Below are 14,156 nucleotides of genomic sequence, written 5' to 3'. Positions count from 1 at the left end.
TGAGCACTTAGGCGAGGAGAGTGGAGGGCATGACAACGACGACGAACACCCACAGCGCCTTTCGAGGTCTGGCCAACGTCTCCTTCTTCGCCGACGACCTCGACGCCGCCCGCACCTGGTACACCGAGCTGTTCGGCTTCGAGCCGTACTTCGTCCGGGAGGGGTACGTCGAGTTCCGGATCGGCGACCACCTCGACGAGCTCGGCATCATCGACCGCCGCTACGTCCCGAACGGTGGCGGCCCCAGCGGCGCCGTCGTGTCCTGGCACGTCGACGACCTGACCGGCACGCTCGCCCGCCTGATCGCTCTGGGAGCCACCGAGCACGAGGGCATCCGCGAGCGCGGCGAGGGCTTCACCACGGCCTCGGTGGTCGACCCGTTCGGCAACCTCCTGGGCATCATGAACAACCCGCACTGGATCGAGGTCACCGGCGGCTGACGACGGCGGCCGGGCGGTGGGTGCGCCGCCCGGCCGAGCCGCCCACCAGGGCTCAGCGGACCGTCCGGAAGAACTCCCGCACGTCGTCGACCAGCAGCTCAGGCTCCTCCAGGGCCGCGAAGTGACCGCCACGGTCGACATCGGTCCAGCGGACGATCGTGTGGTCCTGCTCGGCGTACCGACGGATCCCGACGTCGTGCGCGAACACGATGACCGCCGTCGGCACGCCGCTAGGCGGGGCCTTCTCGCCCCACGCGGTGTCCTGCGCGTAGCCGACGTACGCCGACGACGCGGACGTGTCGGTCAGCCAGTAGAGCATCACGTCGGTGAGCAGGCGGTCGATCCCGATGACGTCCTCGGGCGGCGTCTGCGCGGGGTAGGTCCATGCGCGCAGCTTGTCGACGATCCACGCGAGCTGGCCCACCGGGGAGTCCGCGAGCGCGGCACCGAGCGTCGCGGGCCGGGTGCCCTGGATGGAGATGTACCCGAACTCGTCCTGCATGAACTGGCCGATGCGCCGCAGCCGGTCCCGCTCGAGGTCCGTCAGGGAGGCGAGCTCGTCGGCACCGAGCTCGTGGAACGGCATGCCGATGTTCCCGTTGAGGTGGACACCGACGACCGCCTCGGGGGCGACGCGAGCGACCTCCGGCGAGACGGCGGCCCCGACGTCGCCGCCCTGGACGCCGTAGCGGTCGTACCCGAGCCGGCTCATGAGCTCCGCCCAGACGGCTCCGATGTGCGCCGGGCCCCAGCCGCTCTGGTGCACCGGGCCGGAGAACCCGAAGCCGGGCAGCGACGGGATGACGACGTGGAAGGCGTCCGCCGCGGAGCCGCCGTACGCGACGGGGTCCGTGAGCGGCCCGACCAGGTCGAGGAACTCGATGAACGACCCGGGCCACCCGTGCGTCAGCACCAGCGGGAGAGCGTCGGGCTCGGCGGACCGCACATGCACGAAGTGGATCCGCTGGCCGTCGATCTCGGTCACGAACTGCGGGAACGCGTTGAGGGCGGCCTCCTGCGCGCGCCAGTCGTACGAGTCGCGCCAGTACGTGACGAGCTCGTCCAGGTACGCCGTGGGCACGCCGGTGGACCAGTCGTCTCCGGGGAGGGGCGCGGTGAGGCGCGTCCGGTGCAGCCGCTCGCTCAGGTCGTCGAGCTGCGCCTGGGGGATGTCGATGGTGAACGGTTCGATGCTCATACGGAGGACGCTACGGGCGGTAGCGGACAGGTCCTGTCCTCTTCTTCATCCCCATGTAGTGAGCCCTGAGTGCGGGATCGAGCCGCTCCAGCGAGTACCGCAGAGCCGTGCGCGGCATGGTCGCGGCGTGCTCGTCCAGGTAGGCCAGCAGCCGCGACTCGTCCTGCTTGCCGGCCTCGCGCAGCATCCACCCGACGGCCTTGTGCATGAGGTCGTGCGGGTCGCCCTCCAGCAGCGCCGCCAGGGTGAACGTCTGGTCCAGGACGCCGGCGCGGATCAGCCGGTGCGTCGCGACGATCGCGATGCGCCGCTCCCACAGCACGTCGGACGCGGCCAGGCGGTAGAGCACCTCGTCCGGCAGCCCGCCGAGGACCGCCCGGCCCAGGACGTCCGGTGCGCTGGCGTCCACCAGGTCCCAGCTGTTCACGCGGTCCGTGCGCCGCAGGTACAGGTCGAGCAGCTCACGACGACGCTCGGGCGGCGTCCGTGCGGCGGCGCACTGGAGCGCCATGACCTTGAGCGCGAGCAGCCGGACCTCGTGGCGCCCGTCGTCGAGCAACCCCTCCAGCTCCGCGACGGACAGCCCGAGGTGCCGCTTGGCCACGGCGGTCACCTGCGGCACGGTGAGCCCCAGGAACACGTCGCCCTCGCCGTACTGCCCGGGGCCGGACTGGAAGAACGCCGCCATCCCGACGGCGCGCTCCGGGTCCGCGAGCGCGACGAGCTGGTCGAGGACCTCACTCATCGGGACGCGTCCCGACGACGACGGTCGCCCCGGCCTCGTCGTCCACCACCACCCGAGCCGCCAGACCGGCGGCGACGAACGCGGCGACCGCGGCGACTGCCTGCTCCTCGCTGGTCTCCACCAGCAGGTGACCGCCCGGCGCCAGCCAGCGCGGCGCCACGGCGGCGACCCGCCGCAGCACGTCGAGCCCGTCGGCACCACCGTCGAGCGTCACGCGCGGCTCGTGCTCGCGCGCCTCGGGCGGCATGCGCGCGATCTCGGTGGACGGCACGTACGGCACGTTGGCGACGAGCAGGTCCACCCGGCCGCGCAACGACTCCGGCAGCGGTTCGTCCAGGTCGCCCTCGAACACCTGCCCGCCCACCGCGGCGACGTTGCGGCGCGCACAGCGGACGGCTGCGGGCTCGACGTCGACGGCGTACAGCTCGACGGGCACCAGGTGGGCCAGCGCGACGCCCAGCGCCCCGGAGCCGCAGCACAGGTCGAGCACCACCGCCGGACCGTCGGCCAGCCGCGCCGCCTCCCGCACCAGCAGCTCGGTCCGCCGCCGCGGCACGAACACCCCGGGGTCGATCGCGATCCGCAACCCGCAGAACTCCGCCCACCCGACGACCACCTCGAGCGGCTCCCCGGCCACCCGCCGCGCGACCATCCGCTCCAGGTCGGCCGGCGCGGCCTCGGCGAGGAGCAGCGTGGCCTCGTCCTCGGCGAACACGCAGCCGGCCGCGCGCAGCGTCGCGGTGATCTCGGCGTGGGTCGGGGGCACGCCGGGCACGCTACGCCGCCGCTGGAGCCTTCGTGATCCGCAGGATGACCCGGTTGTCGTCGCCCTTGCGTCCGAGCTTCTCGATCCCCATCATCACGCGGTACTCCAGGCCGTACTTCTCCTGCATGATCGCGTTGCACCGCTCGCGCGCCGCGTCGTCGTCGAGCACCTCACCCAGACCGTGCACGATCGCCGCGTCGTCGTCGACGTTGCCCAGCCGGCTGCTCGGGGACATCTCGACGCGCGGGTCCCGGCGCAGCCGCTTGACCTTGCCGCTGCCCCGCGGGGTGGTCACGAGGAGGGCGTCACCGTCGCGGCCCACCCACACCGTCGTCGGGACCCCGACCCCTGACTTGCGGAACGTGGTGAGGGCGATGAAGCCCTCGTCGGCGAGGGCGTCGAAAGTCGTCATGCGCGATGGTCACCCACGCACGAGACGGCCGCACCCCGTGGGGGTACGGCCGTCTCGCGAGGTGCTGGGTCAGGCGGTGGCGTAGCCGCGCACCGGCTCGCCGCCGGTCGCGCCCTCGTACGGCTTGGAGTCGTAGCCGAGGATGTACAGGAAGATGATGCTGAGGAAGAACAGGCCGGCGGTGAAGCCGGCGCCGTGGCCGAACGAGGTCGACAGGCCGTGCAGGACGATGACCCAGACCACGATGTTGACGATCGGGATCAGCAGCAGGATGACCCACCAGATCGGCTTGCCCGAGATCTTGATGAGGACGATGGTGTTCCAGATCGGGACGAACGCCTGCCAGATGGGCTCGTCGGCCTTCTTGAAGACGCCGACGAGGGCGAACGCGACGAGCAGGTAGCCGATGAGGCCACCGATGAGGGAACCGGCGCTGGCGCCGGCGGCGGCAGTCGTGTTGGCCACCTCAGTGGCGAGTGTTGTGATCATGGGGCGGACAGTAGCGAGAAACACCCCTGGCCGTGCCCGGTTTGACCACTTGTCTCGCGGGTGAATCCTGTGAGCCACCTGTGCGACGGCAGGGATTGCCGCGCGTGCGCCCTGCTCCTACCGTGGCTGAGGACACACGGCGTCGGCCCGGGGGATGGGCCCTCTCAGAGAGGCCCGCCCATGACGGTCCAGCAGGCGTCGCTGCGAGCGCAGCTGTGGCGCAAGAAGCCGATCACCGCGGCGACGACGACGTCGAGCGAAGGCCTCGAACGGTCCCTCGGCACGTTCAGCCTGATGATGTTCGGCGTCGGCTCGACCGTCGGCACCGGCGTCTTCTTCGTCATGCACGAGGCGGTGCCCGACGCCGGCCCGGCGGTGATCATCTCGTTCCTGCTCGCCGGCCTGGCGGCGGGCCTGTCCGCGCTGTCCTACGCCGAGATGGCCTCGGCGGTGCCGGTCTCCGGGTCGACCTACTCGTACGCCTACGCGACGCTCGGCGAGGTGGTCGCGATGGGCGTCGCGGCCTGCCTGCTGCTGGAGTACGGGGTCTCGACGGCCGCCGTCTCCGTCGGGTGGAGCGGTTACCTCAACCAGCTCCTGCACAACCTCTTCGGCTGGCAGATCCCCACCGCCCTGTCGGCGGCACCCTGGGACGCCGACCCCGGCTTCATCAACCTGCCGGCCCTCATCCTCGTGGCGATGTGCGCGGTCCTGCTGATCCGGGGCGCGTCCGAGTCCGCGCGGGTCAACACGGTGATGGTGATCATCAAGCTCGCCGTGCTGCTCATGTTCGTCGCCGTGGCCTTCACGGGGTTCACGGCGGACAACTTCGCGGACTTCGCCCCCAAGGGCGTCGCGGGCATCACCGCCGCCGCCGGCACCATCTTCTTCACCTTCATCGGCCTCGACGCCATCTCGACCGCCGGCGACGAGGTGCGCAACCCGCAGAAGACGATGCCGCGGGCCATCCTCGGCGCCCTCGCGATCGTCACCACCATCTACGTGCTGGTCGCCGTCTCCGCCCTGGGCACGCAGCCGTGGCAGGAGTTCGGCGACGCCGAGCAGGGCGAGGCCGGTCTGGCCAAGATCCTGCAGGACGTCGTCGGTGCGTCGTGGCCCGGCACCATCCTGTCCGCCGGCGCCGTCATCTCCATCTTCTCCGTGACCCTGGTGACGATGTACGGCCAGACCCGCATCCTGTTCGCCATCGGCCGCGACGGGCTGCTGCCGCGGGCGTTCGCGCGGGTCAACCCGCGCACCCACACGCCGGTGAACAACACGGTCATCGTCGCGGTCGTCGTCGGCCTGCTCGCCGCCTTCATCCCGCTCGACTACCTGTGGGACCTGGTCTCCATCGGCACCCTGATCGCCTTCATGGTGGTCTCGATCGGCGTCATCATCCTGCGCCGGACCCGGCCCGACCTGCCCCGCGGGTTCAAGGTCCCCGGCTACCCCGTCACCCCCGTGCTCGCGGTGCTGGCCTGCCTCTACATCCTGTCCGGCCTGCAGTGGTACACCTACGCGTGGTTCCTGCTGTGGCTCAGCGTGGTGCTCGCGTTCTACTTCCTGTGGGGCCGCAAGCACTCGCTGCTGCAACGCGCGATCGAGGCGGACCTCCTGCGCGACGAGGACCTGCGGTGACGATCGTCGTCGGCGCCAACCCGTTCGGCGACATCCACGGCGCGATCGACCTGGGGGTCACGCTCGCCCGCACGCTCCCGGAGGCGACCGGCGCGTACGTCCTGGTCATCGCGACCGTGATCCCTCCCGGGTGGACCGTGCCGTCGATGGCGCGCGTGGACGGGGAGATGCAGGAGTGGGTCCAGGCCCGCGCCGACGAGGCGAAGGCCGCCGCACTGGCGTTCCTGGCCGGTCGCGCCGACGACCTGACCGTCGAGTTCGTCCGCCTGACCGACCGGTCCACACCGAGGGCCCTGGCCGCGCTCGCCGAGCAGCGGGAGGCGACGGCGCTGGTGCTCGGCTCGTCGCCCGACGGACCCGAGGGCCGCGTCGTCGTCGGGTCGACCGCCGACTACCTGCTGCACTCCTCGCCCGTCCCCCTGGCGGTCGCCCCGCGCGCGTACCGGTGCGCGCCGAGCACGACCGACGTCGCCGCGCACCGGCTGACCTGCTCGTTCAGCGGGTCCGGCGTCGCCGCGTCGGCCGTCCGCTGGGCCGCGCGGCTGACCCGCGAGATCGACGTGCAGCTGCGCGTCGCGTCGTTCGGGGTCCGGTCCGCGACGATGTACCCGCCCGAGATCGGCACGGACATCGAGTCCGAGGTCACCGAGCAGTGGCGCGAGCAGATGGCGGACGCGCAGGCGGCGCTCCGCGAGGCCCTCGGCGACCTGCTGGACGACGACACCGCCTACGTCGTGGCGTCCGGGACCAGCTGGTGGGAGGCCCTGAGCTCCGTGGACTGGACGCCCAACGAGCTGCTCGTCCTGGGCTCCTCCAGCGCCGGTACGCTCCGTCGCGTGTTCCTGGGCACCAACGCGACCAAGATCATCCGGCACTCCCCCGTGCCCGTCCTCGTCGTCCCGCACGACGAGCTGTGACGGACCCGTGGGGCGTCGACCGCCTCGACCTGCCTGCCTACCTGGAGCGGCTCGGCGTCGCCGAGGACGCGCCGCTCGCCCAGATCCACCGGGCGCACCTCGCCGCGATCCCGTTCGAGAACGTGGACGTGCAGCTCGGCGTCGGGGTCAGCGTCGACCTGCCCGACGTCCAGGCCAAGCTCGTCACCGCCCGCCGCGGCGGGTACTGCTACGAGCACGGCATCCTGCTCGGCGCCGCCCTCGAACGGCTCGGGTTCTCGGTCGAGCGCCGGCTCGCCCGGATCGGCGACCCCGCCGTGGCACCCCGGCCGCGGTCGCACCTGGTCCTCGTGGTGGACGGCCGCTGGCTCGCCGACACCGGGTTCGGCTCCGGGCTGCTCGAGCCCGTCCCCCTGGTCGACGGGTCAGTCGTGCAGCAGGGCGGCTGGACGTTCCGGACCGTGCGCCTCGACGACGGCTCCTGGCAGCTGCACGAGCAGCGCCACGGGCAGTGGCAGACGCACTACACGATCCCGCTCGAGACCACCTACCTGGCCGACGTCGAGGTGGCCAACTTCGCGACGTCGCACCGGCCGACGTCCCGGTTCGTGCTGCAGCTCGTCGTGATCCGCAAGGACGAGGAACGGCTGCGCAGCCTCATCGGGCGTCGCCTCACCGTCGAGACGCCCGCCGGGCAGACCGACGAGCGCACGGTCGCCGACGACGAGCTGGCCGACGTCCTGCACGACCTGGGCCTGCCGCTGAGCACCGACCAGGTCGCCGCGCTGCCGTGAGGGATCAGGAGCCCTCGGTCAGGTCCTCCGACGTGTCCGGCTGGTAGACGCAGACCCACAGGGCGTCCGGGCGGACCGCGACGTCGAGGGTCGTCGACTTGTCGATGACGTCCCCGTCGAGCTGGCGGGGCTGCGGGCGGTCGCTGGTGATGGTGATCCTCGACCCGCGCAGCACCTCCATGTTGGGCACCCGGTTGCGACCCGGACGCAGGACGGCGAACGCCGTCTGGATCCAGTGCCCGAGGTTGCGCGGCGCCAGGACGGCGACGTCCATCTGGCCGTTGTCCGGCTCCGCGTCGGGCAGCAGGTTGACCCCGCCCTGCAGGCGTCCGACGTTGCCGACGATCACCGTGCGGGCACGGCGGCGCAGGACGGGGTAGTCGTCGACCTGCACCTCGACCTTCATCTCCGCGTCGTTGAGGTGCTTGAGCGCCGAGAACACGTACGCGACCGGGCCGAGCACGGCCTTCAGCCTGGTGGGGGCGTCGTCGACCATCGCGGCGTCGAGGCCCATGCCCGCCATGACGGCGAACGTCTGGCCCTCGACCTCGCCGAGGTCGACCACGCGCCGGCCGCGGTCCAGGGCCAGCTGGACGCCCTCGATCGTGTTGGTGGGGACACCGAGGTTGGTGGCCAGCAGGTTGCCGGTGCCGCCCGGCAGGATCGCGAGCGCCGTCTGCGTCCCGGCCAGCCCGTCGATGCACGCGCGCACGGTGCCGTCGCCACCGGCCACGAACACGACCGCGGCGCCGTCCTCGACGGCCTGCTTCGCCTGCCCGGTGCCGGGGTCCTCGGCCGTCGTCTCCAACCAGGCCGGCTCGGGCCAGCCGGCCTCGGTCAGCTGCTCCACGATGCCGGCGCGGAGCTCGTCGAGGCCCTCGACGCGGTTCGGGTTGACGATGACGGCCGTGCGCAGGGGACCGCGGTCGTCGCGCTGCTCGGCAGCCGGCTGGGTGATCGCGTCCTGGGGGGTGGTCACGGGGGCGAGTATGTCCCGCGGCACCCCGAGCGGCCACTCAGGGGCGTGTGATCCTGTACAGGACCGAGCGCCGCAGCGGGTGGCCCGCCGCGATCGTCGGGTAGTCGAAGTCGTCGGCCGGGTCGCGGGTCATGCCGAGGCGGCGCATCACGGCCTGCGAGCGCTCGTTCGGCACCGCGGTGAACGAGACGATCTCCGTCAGACCCACCTCGTCGAAGCCGACGGCCAGCGCCTCGCGCGCCGCCTCCGTCGCGTAACCATGGCCCCACGCCCAGCGCGGCAACCGCCAGCCCACCTCCACCATCGACCGGTCCCACGACGGTCGGGCCAGGCCGGTGAACCCGGCGAACCGGCCGTCCACCTCCAGCGCCCACAGGCCCCAGCCGTCCTCCTGCAGCCGCGCCTGCGCCCGTGCGGCGAACCTGTCGCTGGCCTGACGGGTCAGGGTGGCCGGGAAGAACTCCATCACCTCGGGGTCCGCGTTCAGCTCCGCGAACGGCTCGAGGTCGGCCTCTGTCCACTCCCGCATCAGCAGGCGCGGCGTCCGCCGCTCGATCGTCACCACGGCACCGTACGCTGCCGCCCGTGATCAGCGACGTGCTCGACGAGTGGACCCCCCACGACCCCGGCCAGGCCGCCCTGCTCGCGGAGTACCGGGAGTTCGTCGCCACCTCCGGAGCGGCCGCCGTGGACCGGTCGCTGGCCGCCGCGCACCTGACGGCCAGCTGCTTCGTGCTCACCCCGGACCTGTCGCACGTGCTGCTGTGCTTCCACCGCAAGGGCCAGTTCTGGGTGCAGCTGGGCGGGCACCTGGAGCCCGGCGACGTGTCGCTGGCCGAGGCCGCGTACCGCGAGGCGCGCGAGGAGGGCGGGATCACAGACCTGTCCCCTCGCGGCGGACTCCCGGCCGACGTGCACCGGCACGACCTCTCGGCGTCCTTCGGGCGGTGCCGGACGCACTGGGACGTCGGGTTCGTCGCCTACGCCGCCGCGTCGTCGGTGCCGGTCGTCAGCGACGAGAGCGAGCAGGTCGCCTGGTTCCGCGTCGACGACCTGCCCGTCGGCACTCCGGACGACTTCGCCGTGCGGCTGCGGACGGTGCTCGACGAGGTCCTGGCCACCCGGTGACCGAGCGCGGCGGGGGCTAGGCGTCGACCGGCTCGACGGTCCCCACCTGGACGGACCCGCCGGTCATCGCGTCGGAGAGGCAGTCGAGCACGCGCTGGACGTCCGCCTCGGTGGCCTCGGCCACGAACACGGCCGTCACGGTCGACTCCCCCGCGACGGGGGCGTTCACCACGGGGTCGTCGAGGCAGGAGGCCCAGTCGCCCTCGGGCGCGGTGAGCTGAACGGCCCACGGGCCGTCGGCGGGGACGCCCGTCGGTCGCGCCCCCAGGCCGGCCAGCGCGGACAGCGCCAGGGCCACCGCGAGCACCAGGGCCGCGACGACGCCGACCTTGCCTCTGATGACGCGCACCCGACGATCCTACGTCCTGTCATTGCACCGATCGGTTCAGTGTCGTATGGTGAACCACATGGTTCAGCATGACGTTCTCGACCGGATCTACTCGGCCCTGGCCGACTCGACCCGGCGCGACATCCTCACCCGGCTCGGGGAGGGCCCCGCGAGCATCGGGGAGCTCGCCGAGCCGCACGGCATGACCCTCACCGGCATGACCAAGCACGTCCGGGTCCTCGAGGACGCCGGGCTGGTCCGCACCGAGAAGGTCGGCCGGTCCCGGCAGTGCCGCCTCGGCGACGAACGACTGGACGACGCCATGGCATGGATCTCGTTCTACCAGCGGCTCTGGGAGCGTCGGCTCGACGGTCTCGAGGCCTACTTCACCCTGCAGAGAGGAACGGAAGAATGACCACCGACACCACCCTCGACCTGCGCGCCACGCGCGTCCTGCCCGCCACCCCGGAGGAGGTCTTCGACGCCTACACCGACGCCGAGAAGCAGAAGATCTGGTTCTCCATCCTCGACGAGGAGCCCGGCGTCGTGGAGATCGAGGTCGACCTGCGCGTCGGCGGGCAGCAGACCGCCGTGTGGGGACCCGACCGGGACACGCTGTTCCGTGAGACGCAGACGTTCCTCGTCATCGACCGCCCGCACCGCCTGGTCACCGAGTCGACCGGCAGCAGCCCCGACGGCATGACCATGACGACGCACATCGAGGTGACCTTCGAGGCGCACGGCGACGGCACCCTCATGTCCGTCGTGCAGACCGGGTTCCCGTCCGTCGAGGTCCGCGACTTCTTCGCCGAGAACGCGTGGGTCGGGGCGTTCGACCGCATCACGGCGTTCCTGACACGGTCATGACGGCGACTGCCACCGCGGGCACCGTCCGCGTCCGGCCGGCGTGGGCGGTCGTCGGCGGCGCCGTGGTCCTCGCGGTCGCCGTGAACCTCGTGATCTACGCGGTCGGGCGGGCCGCGGGGGCGACCTTCGACTTCACGGCGAGCACCGGCCCGGCGACCGTCTCGGCAGTCACCGTGGCCGGGTTCACCGCGCTGCCGTTGCTGGTGGGCCTGACGCTGGTGGCGCTCCTGCGCCGGCGCTGGAGCTGGGTCCTGCCCACCGCGCTCGTCGTCGCCCCCGTCCTGGCGGTCGGGACGATCTTTCTCATGACGGTCCCTGCCGACCTCGACACCGCGAGCACCGTCACGCTCGCCTGCTGCCACCTCGCCCTGGTGCCCGTCGTGGTGCTGGCCCTGCGCGCGTTGCGGCTCTGACGTTGCCCGCTGCGGGGACGGCACGCCAGGCTGACCCGATGGTCGCCCTCGTGCACGTCCCCGCAGACCCGGACCACCCCGACGCCTGGACGGTCGAGGGGACGGTCCGGGTCGGGGACGCCGTCGACCTCGCGATCCACGGCTCGACCGACTTCTCGCTCGACGTGGCCACCACGCGCGCCACGATGACCGAGCCGCACCGCAGGGTCCACCGGATCGTCGCGCTCCCCGCGGGAGCGCCGCGCACGCCGGAGTCGGTCGTCGGCCGGGCCATGATCGGCCTGCCGCTCGTCGGCAACGCGCACCTGGCCGTGATCTACGTCGGCGTGCACCCCGACCAGCGGCGCCGCGGCATCGGGGCGGCCCTGTGGGACGCCGGCCTGGACATCGCCCGGGATGCCGGGCGCCGCGTCGTCATCTCCGACTCCTCGTACGCGACCGAGCCCGAGCCCGGACCGGACGCCCTGGAGTCACCCACCGGCAGCGGACGCATCCCCGTGCACGACGACGCCACCCGCTTCGCGCTCGCCCGCGGGTTCACCCTCGAGCAGGTGGTCCGGCACTCGGTGCTGACCCTGCCGGCACGCGTCGACCACCTGCGGCGCGACCCCGGCGCCTCCTACCGCGTCCACCTGATGCAGGACGAGTACGCCGCCGAGTGGCTCGACGGGCTCGCCCTCCTCAAGACGCGCATGAGCACCGACGCACCGTCCGCCGGCCTCGAGCTCACCGAGGACCCGTGGGACGCCGACCGCGTCGTCGCCGACGCCGCCGACATCCGGCGCCGCGGGCAGGGTTTCCTGGTCGCGGTCGTCGAGCACGTGCCCACCGGCGAGCCGGCCGCCTTCTCGATGGTCGAGTACCCGCTGGACAAGCCGGCCGTCGTCTTCCAGGGCGACACCCTCGTGCTGCGGGAGCACCGCGGGCACGGGCTCGGGATGGTGGCCAAGATCGCCGTCCTCGACGCCCTCGCAGGCGTCCGTCCGCGCGCCGCCCGCATCCACACCTGGAACGCGCAGGAGAACGCGCACATGCTGGCCATCAACGTGGCGCTCGGCTTCCGGCAGGCCAGCGTCGACGCGGAGTGGCAGCGGGCGCTGTGACGGCGGACGTCTCCTACCGTCCGGGCTCCGTCCGGGACGCTGCGGGTGGCCTGGTCGCGCTCACGCTCGCCACCTTCGTCGCGATCACCACCGAGCTGGTCCCGGTCGGGCTGCTGCCGCAGATCAGCACCGACCTGGAGGTCACCGAGTCCGTCGCCGGGCTGCTGGTGACCGTCTACGCGTTCATGGTGGCGGTGCTCGCGATCCCGCTGACCCTCGGCACCCGGCGGCTGCCCCGCAAGGGGCTGCTCCTGATCACCCTCGGCGCCTACACCGTCAGCAACGCGCTCGTCGGCATCGCCCCGTCGTTCGGCCTCGTCGCCGCCGGGCGTGCCGTCGGCGGCATCGCGCACGCCCTGTTCTTCTCGCTGAGCATCGGCTACGCGGCCCGGCTGGTGCTCCCGCACGTCACCGGCCGAGCCCTCGCGCTCGTCACCGCCGGGGCGTCCGCCGGGCTCGTCCTCGGCGTCCCCCTGTCCACCGCGCTCGGCACCGCCCTCGGGTGGCGCAACGGGTTCCTGGTGCTCGCCGCCGGCTGCGCGCTGGCGACGGTCCTCGTCGCCACCCTGCTCCCGCCCGTCTCCGGCGACGACGCGCCCCACGCCGACCACACCCGCACCGACCGGCGCCGACGGCTCGGCATCGTGTCGACCACCAACGCCCTGACCTACCTCGCCCAGTACACCGTCTACACCTACGTCTCGGTCCTGCTGCTCGCGATCGGGCTGACGGAGACCGCCGTCGGACCCGTCCTCCTGGGCCTCGGCGCCGTCGGACTCGTCGGCACCGCGTATGCCGCCTACTCGCTCGACCGGAACCCCCGCCGGTTCACCGCCGCCGTGCACGCCGTCATGGCCCTCGGACTGCTCGCGCTCGGCCTGCTGTTCCCGTCGCGCGTCGGCGTGCTCGTCGCCGCCGCCGTCTGGTCGGGAGCATTCGGCGCGATGGCCTCCGTGTTCCAGACCGCAGCCATCCGCACCCGCGGCGGCTCGCCCGACGTCATCGGGGCCCTGGTCAACTCCACCGCCAACATCGGGATCGGCGGCGGCGCCGCACTGGGCGCGCTCGTCCTGGTCGGCCCCGGACTCGGCGCGCTGCCCTACGTCGGCGCCGGTCTGCTCGTCGTCAGCCTCGTGGTGATCGTCGTGGCGAGACGGTCCTTCCCGGCGCTGACCGACTGACCGTCGGTGCGCCTCCGCAGAGCGCTAGTGTCACGACGGCCGCGACCGCATGACGGCCCCCGCGACCCCCGGAGGAACGTGTGACGGTCGGACAGGCCGTCCTCGGGTTCGCCGTGGTCGCCGGGCTGCTGACGATCATTCCCGGCATCGACACCGCGCTCGTGCTTCGGTCGACCATCAGCCGGGGACGCGCGTACGCGTTCGCAGCCGCCGCCGGCATCAACGCCGGCTGTCTGGTCTGGGGCGTCGCCGCCGCCGTCGGAGCCTCTGCCCTGCTCGCCGCCTCCGAGCTGGCCTACCGGGTCCTCACCCTGGCCGGCGCCGCGTACATGGTCTGGCTCGGCATCCACCTGCTCCGGGCGAGCCTGCGTCCACGCGGCGCCGCACCGATCGACACCGTCGACCCGCCACGTGCCTCCGTCTGGCACGGCTTCGCCACCGGGCTGTGGACCAACCTGCTGAACCCGAAGATCGGCGTCTTCTACCTGGCGACGATCCCCCAGTTCGTGCCCGCCGACACCCCGCCCCTCCTCATGGGCGTCCTGCTCGCCGCCGTGCACAACGTGCTGGGCATGGCGTGGTTCACCGTGATCATCCTGGCCACCGGCTTCGCGGCCCGCTGGCTCGCCCGCGACACCGTCGCCAAGGTCACCGACCGCATCACCGGGACCGTGCTGGTCGCCTTCGGCGCCAAGCTGGCCCTGGACACCCGGTAGGCGCCCGTCGACCGAGCTCCGGTGAACCGGGCCGGACAGACCGTCGGGCCTGCCCGGCCC

General features: G+C 72.5%; 19 protein-coding genes. 11 read left to right on the top strand and 8 right to left on the bottom strand.

Going from position 1 to position 14,156, the window contains the following annotated elements:
• Nucleotides 1-29 precede the first annotated feature (29 nt).
• A complete protein-coding gene (locus CXY01_RS12085) occupies nt 30-440 on the top strand; it encodes a VOC family protein (RefSeq protein WP_146927688.1) in 411 nt (136 codons plus the stop codon).
• 52 nt (nt 441-492) lie between these two features.
• Here CXY01_RS12085 and CXY01_RS12080 read toward each other — a convergent pair whose 3' ends face one another.
• From CXY01_RS12080 to CXY01_RS12060, 5 genes are all read right to left on the bottom strand, one after another.
• A complete protein-coding gene (locus CXY01_RS12080; RefSeq protein ID WP_146927687.1) occupies nt 493-1,638 on the bottom strand; it encodes an epoxide hydrolase family protein in 1,146 nt (381 codons plus the stop codon).
• A gap of 10 nt (nt 1,639-1,648) precedes the next feature.
• Complete coding sequence (locus CXY01_RS12075; protein ID WP_146927686.1) at nt 1,649-2,383, bottom strand: DNA alkylation repair protein; 735 nt, start codon at nt 2,381-2,383, stop codon at nt 1,649-1,651.
• Complete coding sequence (locus CXY01_RS12070; RefSeq protein WP_246125276.1) at nt 2,376-3,149, bottom strand: putative protein N(5)-glutamine methyltransferase; 774 nt, start codon at nt 3,147-3,149, stop codon at nt 2,376-2,378. Before CXY01_RS12070 ends, CXY01_RS12075 begins: the two co-directional genes overlap by 8 nt.
• 10 nt (nt 3,150-3,159) lie before the next feature.
• Nucleotides 3,160-3,561, bottom strand: a complete 402-nt coding sequence (locus CXY01_RS12065) for a PPOX class F420-dependent oxidoreductase (protein ID WP_146927684.1) — start codon at nt 3,559-3,561, stop codon at nt 3,160-3,162.
• 69 nt (nt 3,562-3,630) lie between these two features.
• Nucleotides 3,631-4,050 (bottom strand): DUF5684 domain-containing protein, encoded by a 420-nt coding sequence (locus CXY01_RS12060; protein ID WP_146927683.1) that lies wholly within the window; start codon nt 4,048-4,050, stop codon nt 3,631-3,633.
• Between the two features lie 180 nt (nt 4,051-4,230).
• Here CXY01_RS12060 and CXY01_RS12055 point away from each other — a divergent pair, with 180 nt between their 5' ends.
• The 3 genes from CXY01_RS12055 to CXY01_RS12045 are packed head-to-tail and all read left to right on the top strand — an operon-like array spanning nt 4,231 to nt 7,381.
• Nucleotides 4,231-5,691: an APC family permease gene (locus CXY01_RS12055; RefSeq protein ID WP_146927682.1), complete on the top strand. Its 1,461-nt coding sequence runs from the start codon at nt 4,231-4,233 to the stop codon at nt 5,689-5,691.
• The gene (locus tag CXY01_RS12050) at nt 5,688-6,608 is read left to right on the top strand and encodes a universal stress protein (protein WP_186813389.1); all 921 of its coding nucleotides are present in this window, start codon (nt 5,688-5,690) and stop codon (nt 6,606-6,608) included. The genes CXY01_RS12055 and CXY01_RS12050 overlap by 4 nt, the downstream gene beginning before the upstream one ends.
• The gene (locus CXY01_RS12045) at nt 6,605-7,381 is read left to right on the top strand and encodes an arylamine N-acetyltransferase family protein (protein WP_146927680.1); all 777 of its coding nucleotides are present in this window, start codon (nt 6,605-6,607) and stop codon (nt 7,379-7,381) included. Before CXY01_RS12050 ends, CXY01_RS12045 begins: the two co-directional genes overlap by 4 nt.
• A gap of 4 nt (nt 7,382-7,385) precedes the next feature.
• Here CXY01_RS12045 and CXY01_RS12040 read toward each other — a convergent pair whose 3' ends face one another.
• Entirely contained in the window at nt 7,386-8,360 is a 975-nt protein-coding gene (locus CXY01_RS12040) for a diacylglycerol/lipid kinase family protein (protein ID WP_146927679.1), read from the bottom strand.
• Between the two features lie 37 nt (nt 8,361-8,397).
• Nucleotides 8,398-8,922 carry a GNAT family N-acetyltransferase gene (locus CXY01_RS12035; protein ID WP_246125274.1) on the bottom strand — a complete coding sequence of 175 codons (525 nt, stop codon included), beginning with the start codon at nt 8,920-8,922 and terminating at the stop codon, nt 8,398-8,400.
• A 23-nt stretch (nt 8,923-8,945) separates the two neighbouring features.
• Here CXY01_RS12035 and CXY01_RS12030 point away from each other — a divergent pair, with 23 nt between their 5' ends.
• Nucleotides 8,946-9,488: an NUDIX hydrolase gene (locus tag CXY01_RS12030; protein WP_246125272.1), complete on the top strand. Its 543-nt coding sequence runs from the start codon at nt 8,946-8,948 to the stop codon at nt 9,486-9,488.
• Between the two features lie 16 nt (nt 9,489-9,504).
• Here CXY01_RS12030 and CXY01_RS12025 read toward each other — a convergent pair whose 3' ends face one another.
• Nucleotides 9,505-9,837: a hypothetical protein gene (locus tag CXY01_RS12025; RefSeq protein WP_146927678.1), complete on the bottom strand. Its 333-nt coding sequence runs from the start codon at nt 9,835-9,837 to the stop codon at nt 9,505-9,507.
• A 58-nt stretch (nt 9,838-9,895) separates the two neighbouring features.
• Between CXY01_RS12025 and CXY01_RS12020 the strand changes: the two genes are divergently transcribed.
• The 6 genes from CXY01_RS12020 (at nt 9,896) to CXY01_RS11995 (ending at nt 14,096) form a co-directional block, all read left to right on the top strand.
• Entirely contained in the window at nt 9,896-10,231 is a 336-nt protein-coding gene (locus CXY01_RS12020) for an ArsR/SmtB family transcription factor (protein WP_146927677.1), read from the top strand.
• Entirely contained in the window at nt 10,228-10,683 is a 456-nt protein-coding gene (locus CXY01_RS12015) for an SRPBCC family protein (protein WP_146927676.1), read from the top strand. Before CXY01_RS12020 ends, CXY01_RS12015 begins: the two co-directional genes overlap by 4 nt.
• Nucleotides 10,680-11,096: a DUF6069 family protein gene (locus CXY01_RS12010; RefSeq protein WP_146927675.1), complete on the top strand. Its 417-nt coding sequence runs from the start codon at nt 10,680-10,682 to the stop codon at nt 11,094-11,096. The genes CXY01_RS12015 and CXY01_RS12010 overlap by 4 nt, the downstream gene beginning before the upstream one ends.
• Nucleotides 11,097-11,134: 38 nt before the next feature.
• A complete protein-coding gene (locus tag CXY01_RS12005; protein WP_146927674.1) occupies nt 11,135-12,199 on the top strand; it encodes a GNAT family N-acetyltransferase in 1,065 nt (354 codons plus the stop codon).
• Nucleotides 12,196-13,380 carry an MFS transporter gene (locus CXY01_RS12000; protein WP_146927673.1) on the top strand — a complete coding sequence of 395 codons (1,185 nt, stop codon included), beginning with the start codon at nt 12,196-12,198 and terminating at the stop codon, nt 13,378-13,380. The genes CXY01_RS12005 and CXY01_RS12000 overlap by 4 nt, the downstream gene beginning before the upstream one ends.
• Nucleotides 13,381-13,460: 80 nt before the next feature.
• A complete protein-coding gene (locus CXY01_RS11995) occupies nt 13,461-14,096 on the top strand; it encodes a LysE family translocator (RefSeq protein WP_146927672.1) in 636 nt (211 codons plus the stop codon).
• Nucleotides 14,097-14,156 lie beyond the last annotated feature (60 nt).

Source organism: Cellulomonas xylanilytica (genome assembly GCF_007989805.1).
GTDB lineage: Bacteria > Actinomycetota > Actinomycetes > Actinomycetales > Cellulomonadaceae > Cellulomonas > Cellulomonas xylanilytica.
The sequence above is the reverse complement of the archived record's forward strand: the minus strand, read 5'-3'. Positions and strand labels throughout refer to the sequence as shown.

Bases quoted from the DNA above. Each gene is read 5' to 3' on its own strand.
- CXY01_RS12010 (WP_146927675.1), top strand. From the start codon at position 10,680: ATGACGGCGACTGCCACCGCGGGCACCGTCCGCGTCCGGCCGGCGTGG.
- CXY01_RS12065 (WP_146927684.1), bottom strand. From the start codon at position 3,561: ATGACGACTTTCGACGCCCTCGCCGACGAGGGCTTCATCGCCCTCACC.
- CXY01_RS12015 (WP_146927676.1), top strand. From the start codon at position 10,228: ATGACCACCGACACCACCCTCGACCTGCGCGCCACGCGCGTCCTGCCC.
- CXY01_RS12020 (WP_146927677.1), top strand. From the start codon at position 9,896: ATGGTTCAGCATGACGTTCTCGACCGGATCTACTCGGCCCTGGCCGAC.
- CXY01_RS12080 (WP_146927687.1), bottom strand. From the start codon at position 1,638: ATGAGCATCGAACCGTTCACCATCGACATCCCCCAGGCGCAGCTCGAC.
- CXY01_RS12060 (WP_146927683.1), bottom strand. From the start codon at position 4,050: ATGATCACAACACTCGCCACTGAGGTGGCCAACACGACTGCCGCCGCC.
- CXY01_RS12055 (WP_146927682.1), top strand. From the start codon at position 4,231: ATGACGGTCCAGCAGGCGTCGCTGCGAGCGCAGCTGTGGCGCAAGAAG.
- CXY01_RS12005 (WP_146927674.1), top strand. From the start codon at position 11,135: ATGGTCGCCCTCGTGCACGTCCCCGCAGACCCGGACCACCCCGACGCC.
- CXY01_RS12075 (WP_146927686.1), bottom strand. From the start codon at position 2,383: ATGAGTGAGGTCCTCGACCAGCTCGTCGCGCTCGCGGACCCGGAGCGC.
- CXY01_RS12085 (WP_146927688.1), top strand. From the start codon at position 30: ATGACAACGACGACGAACACCCACAGCGCCTTTCGAGGTCTGGCCAAC.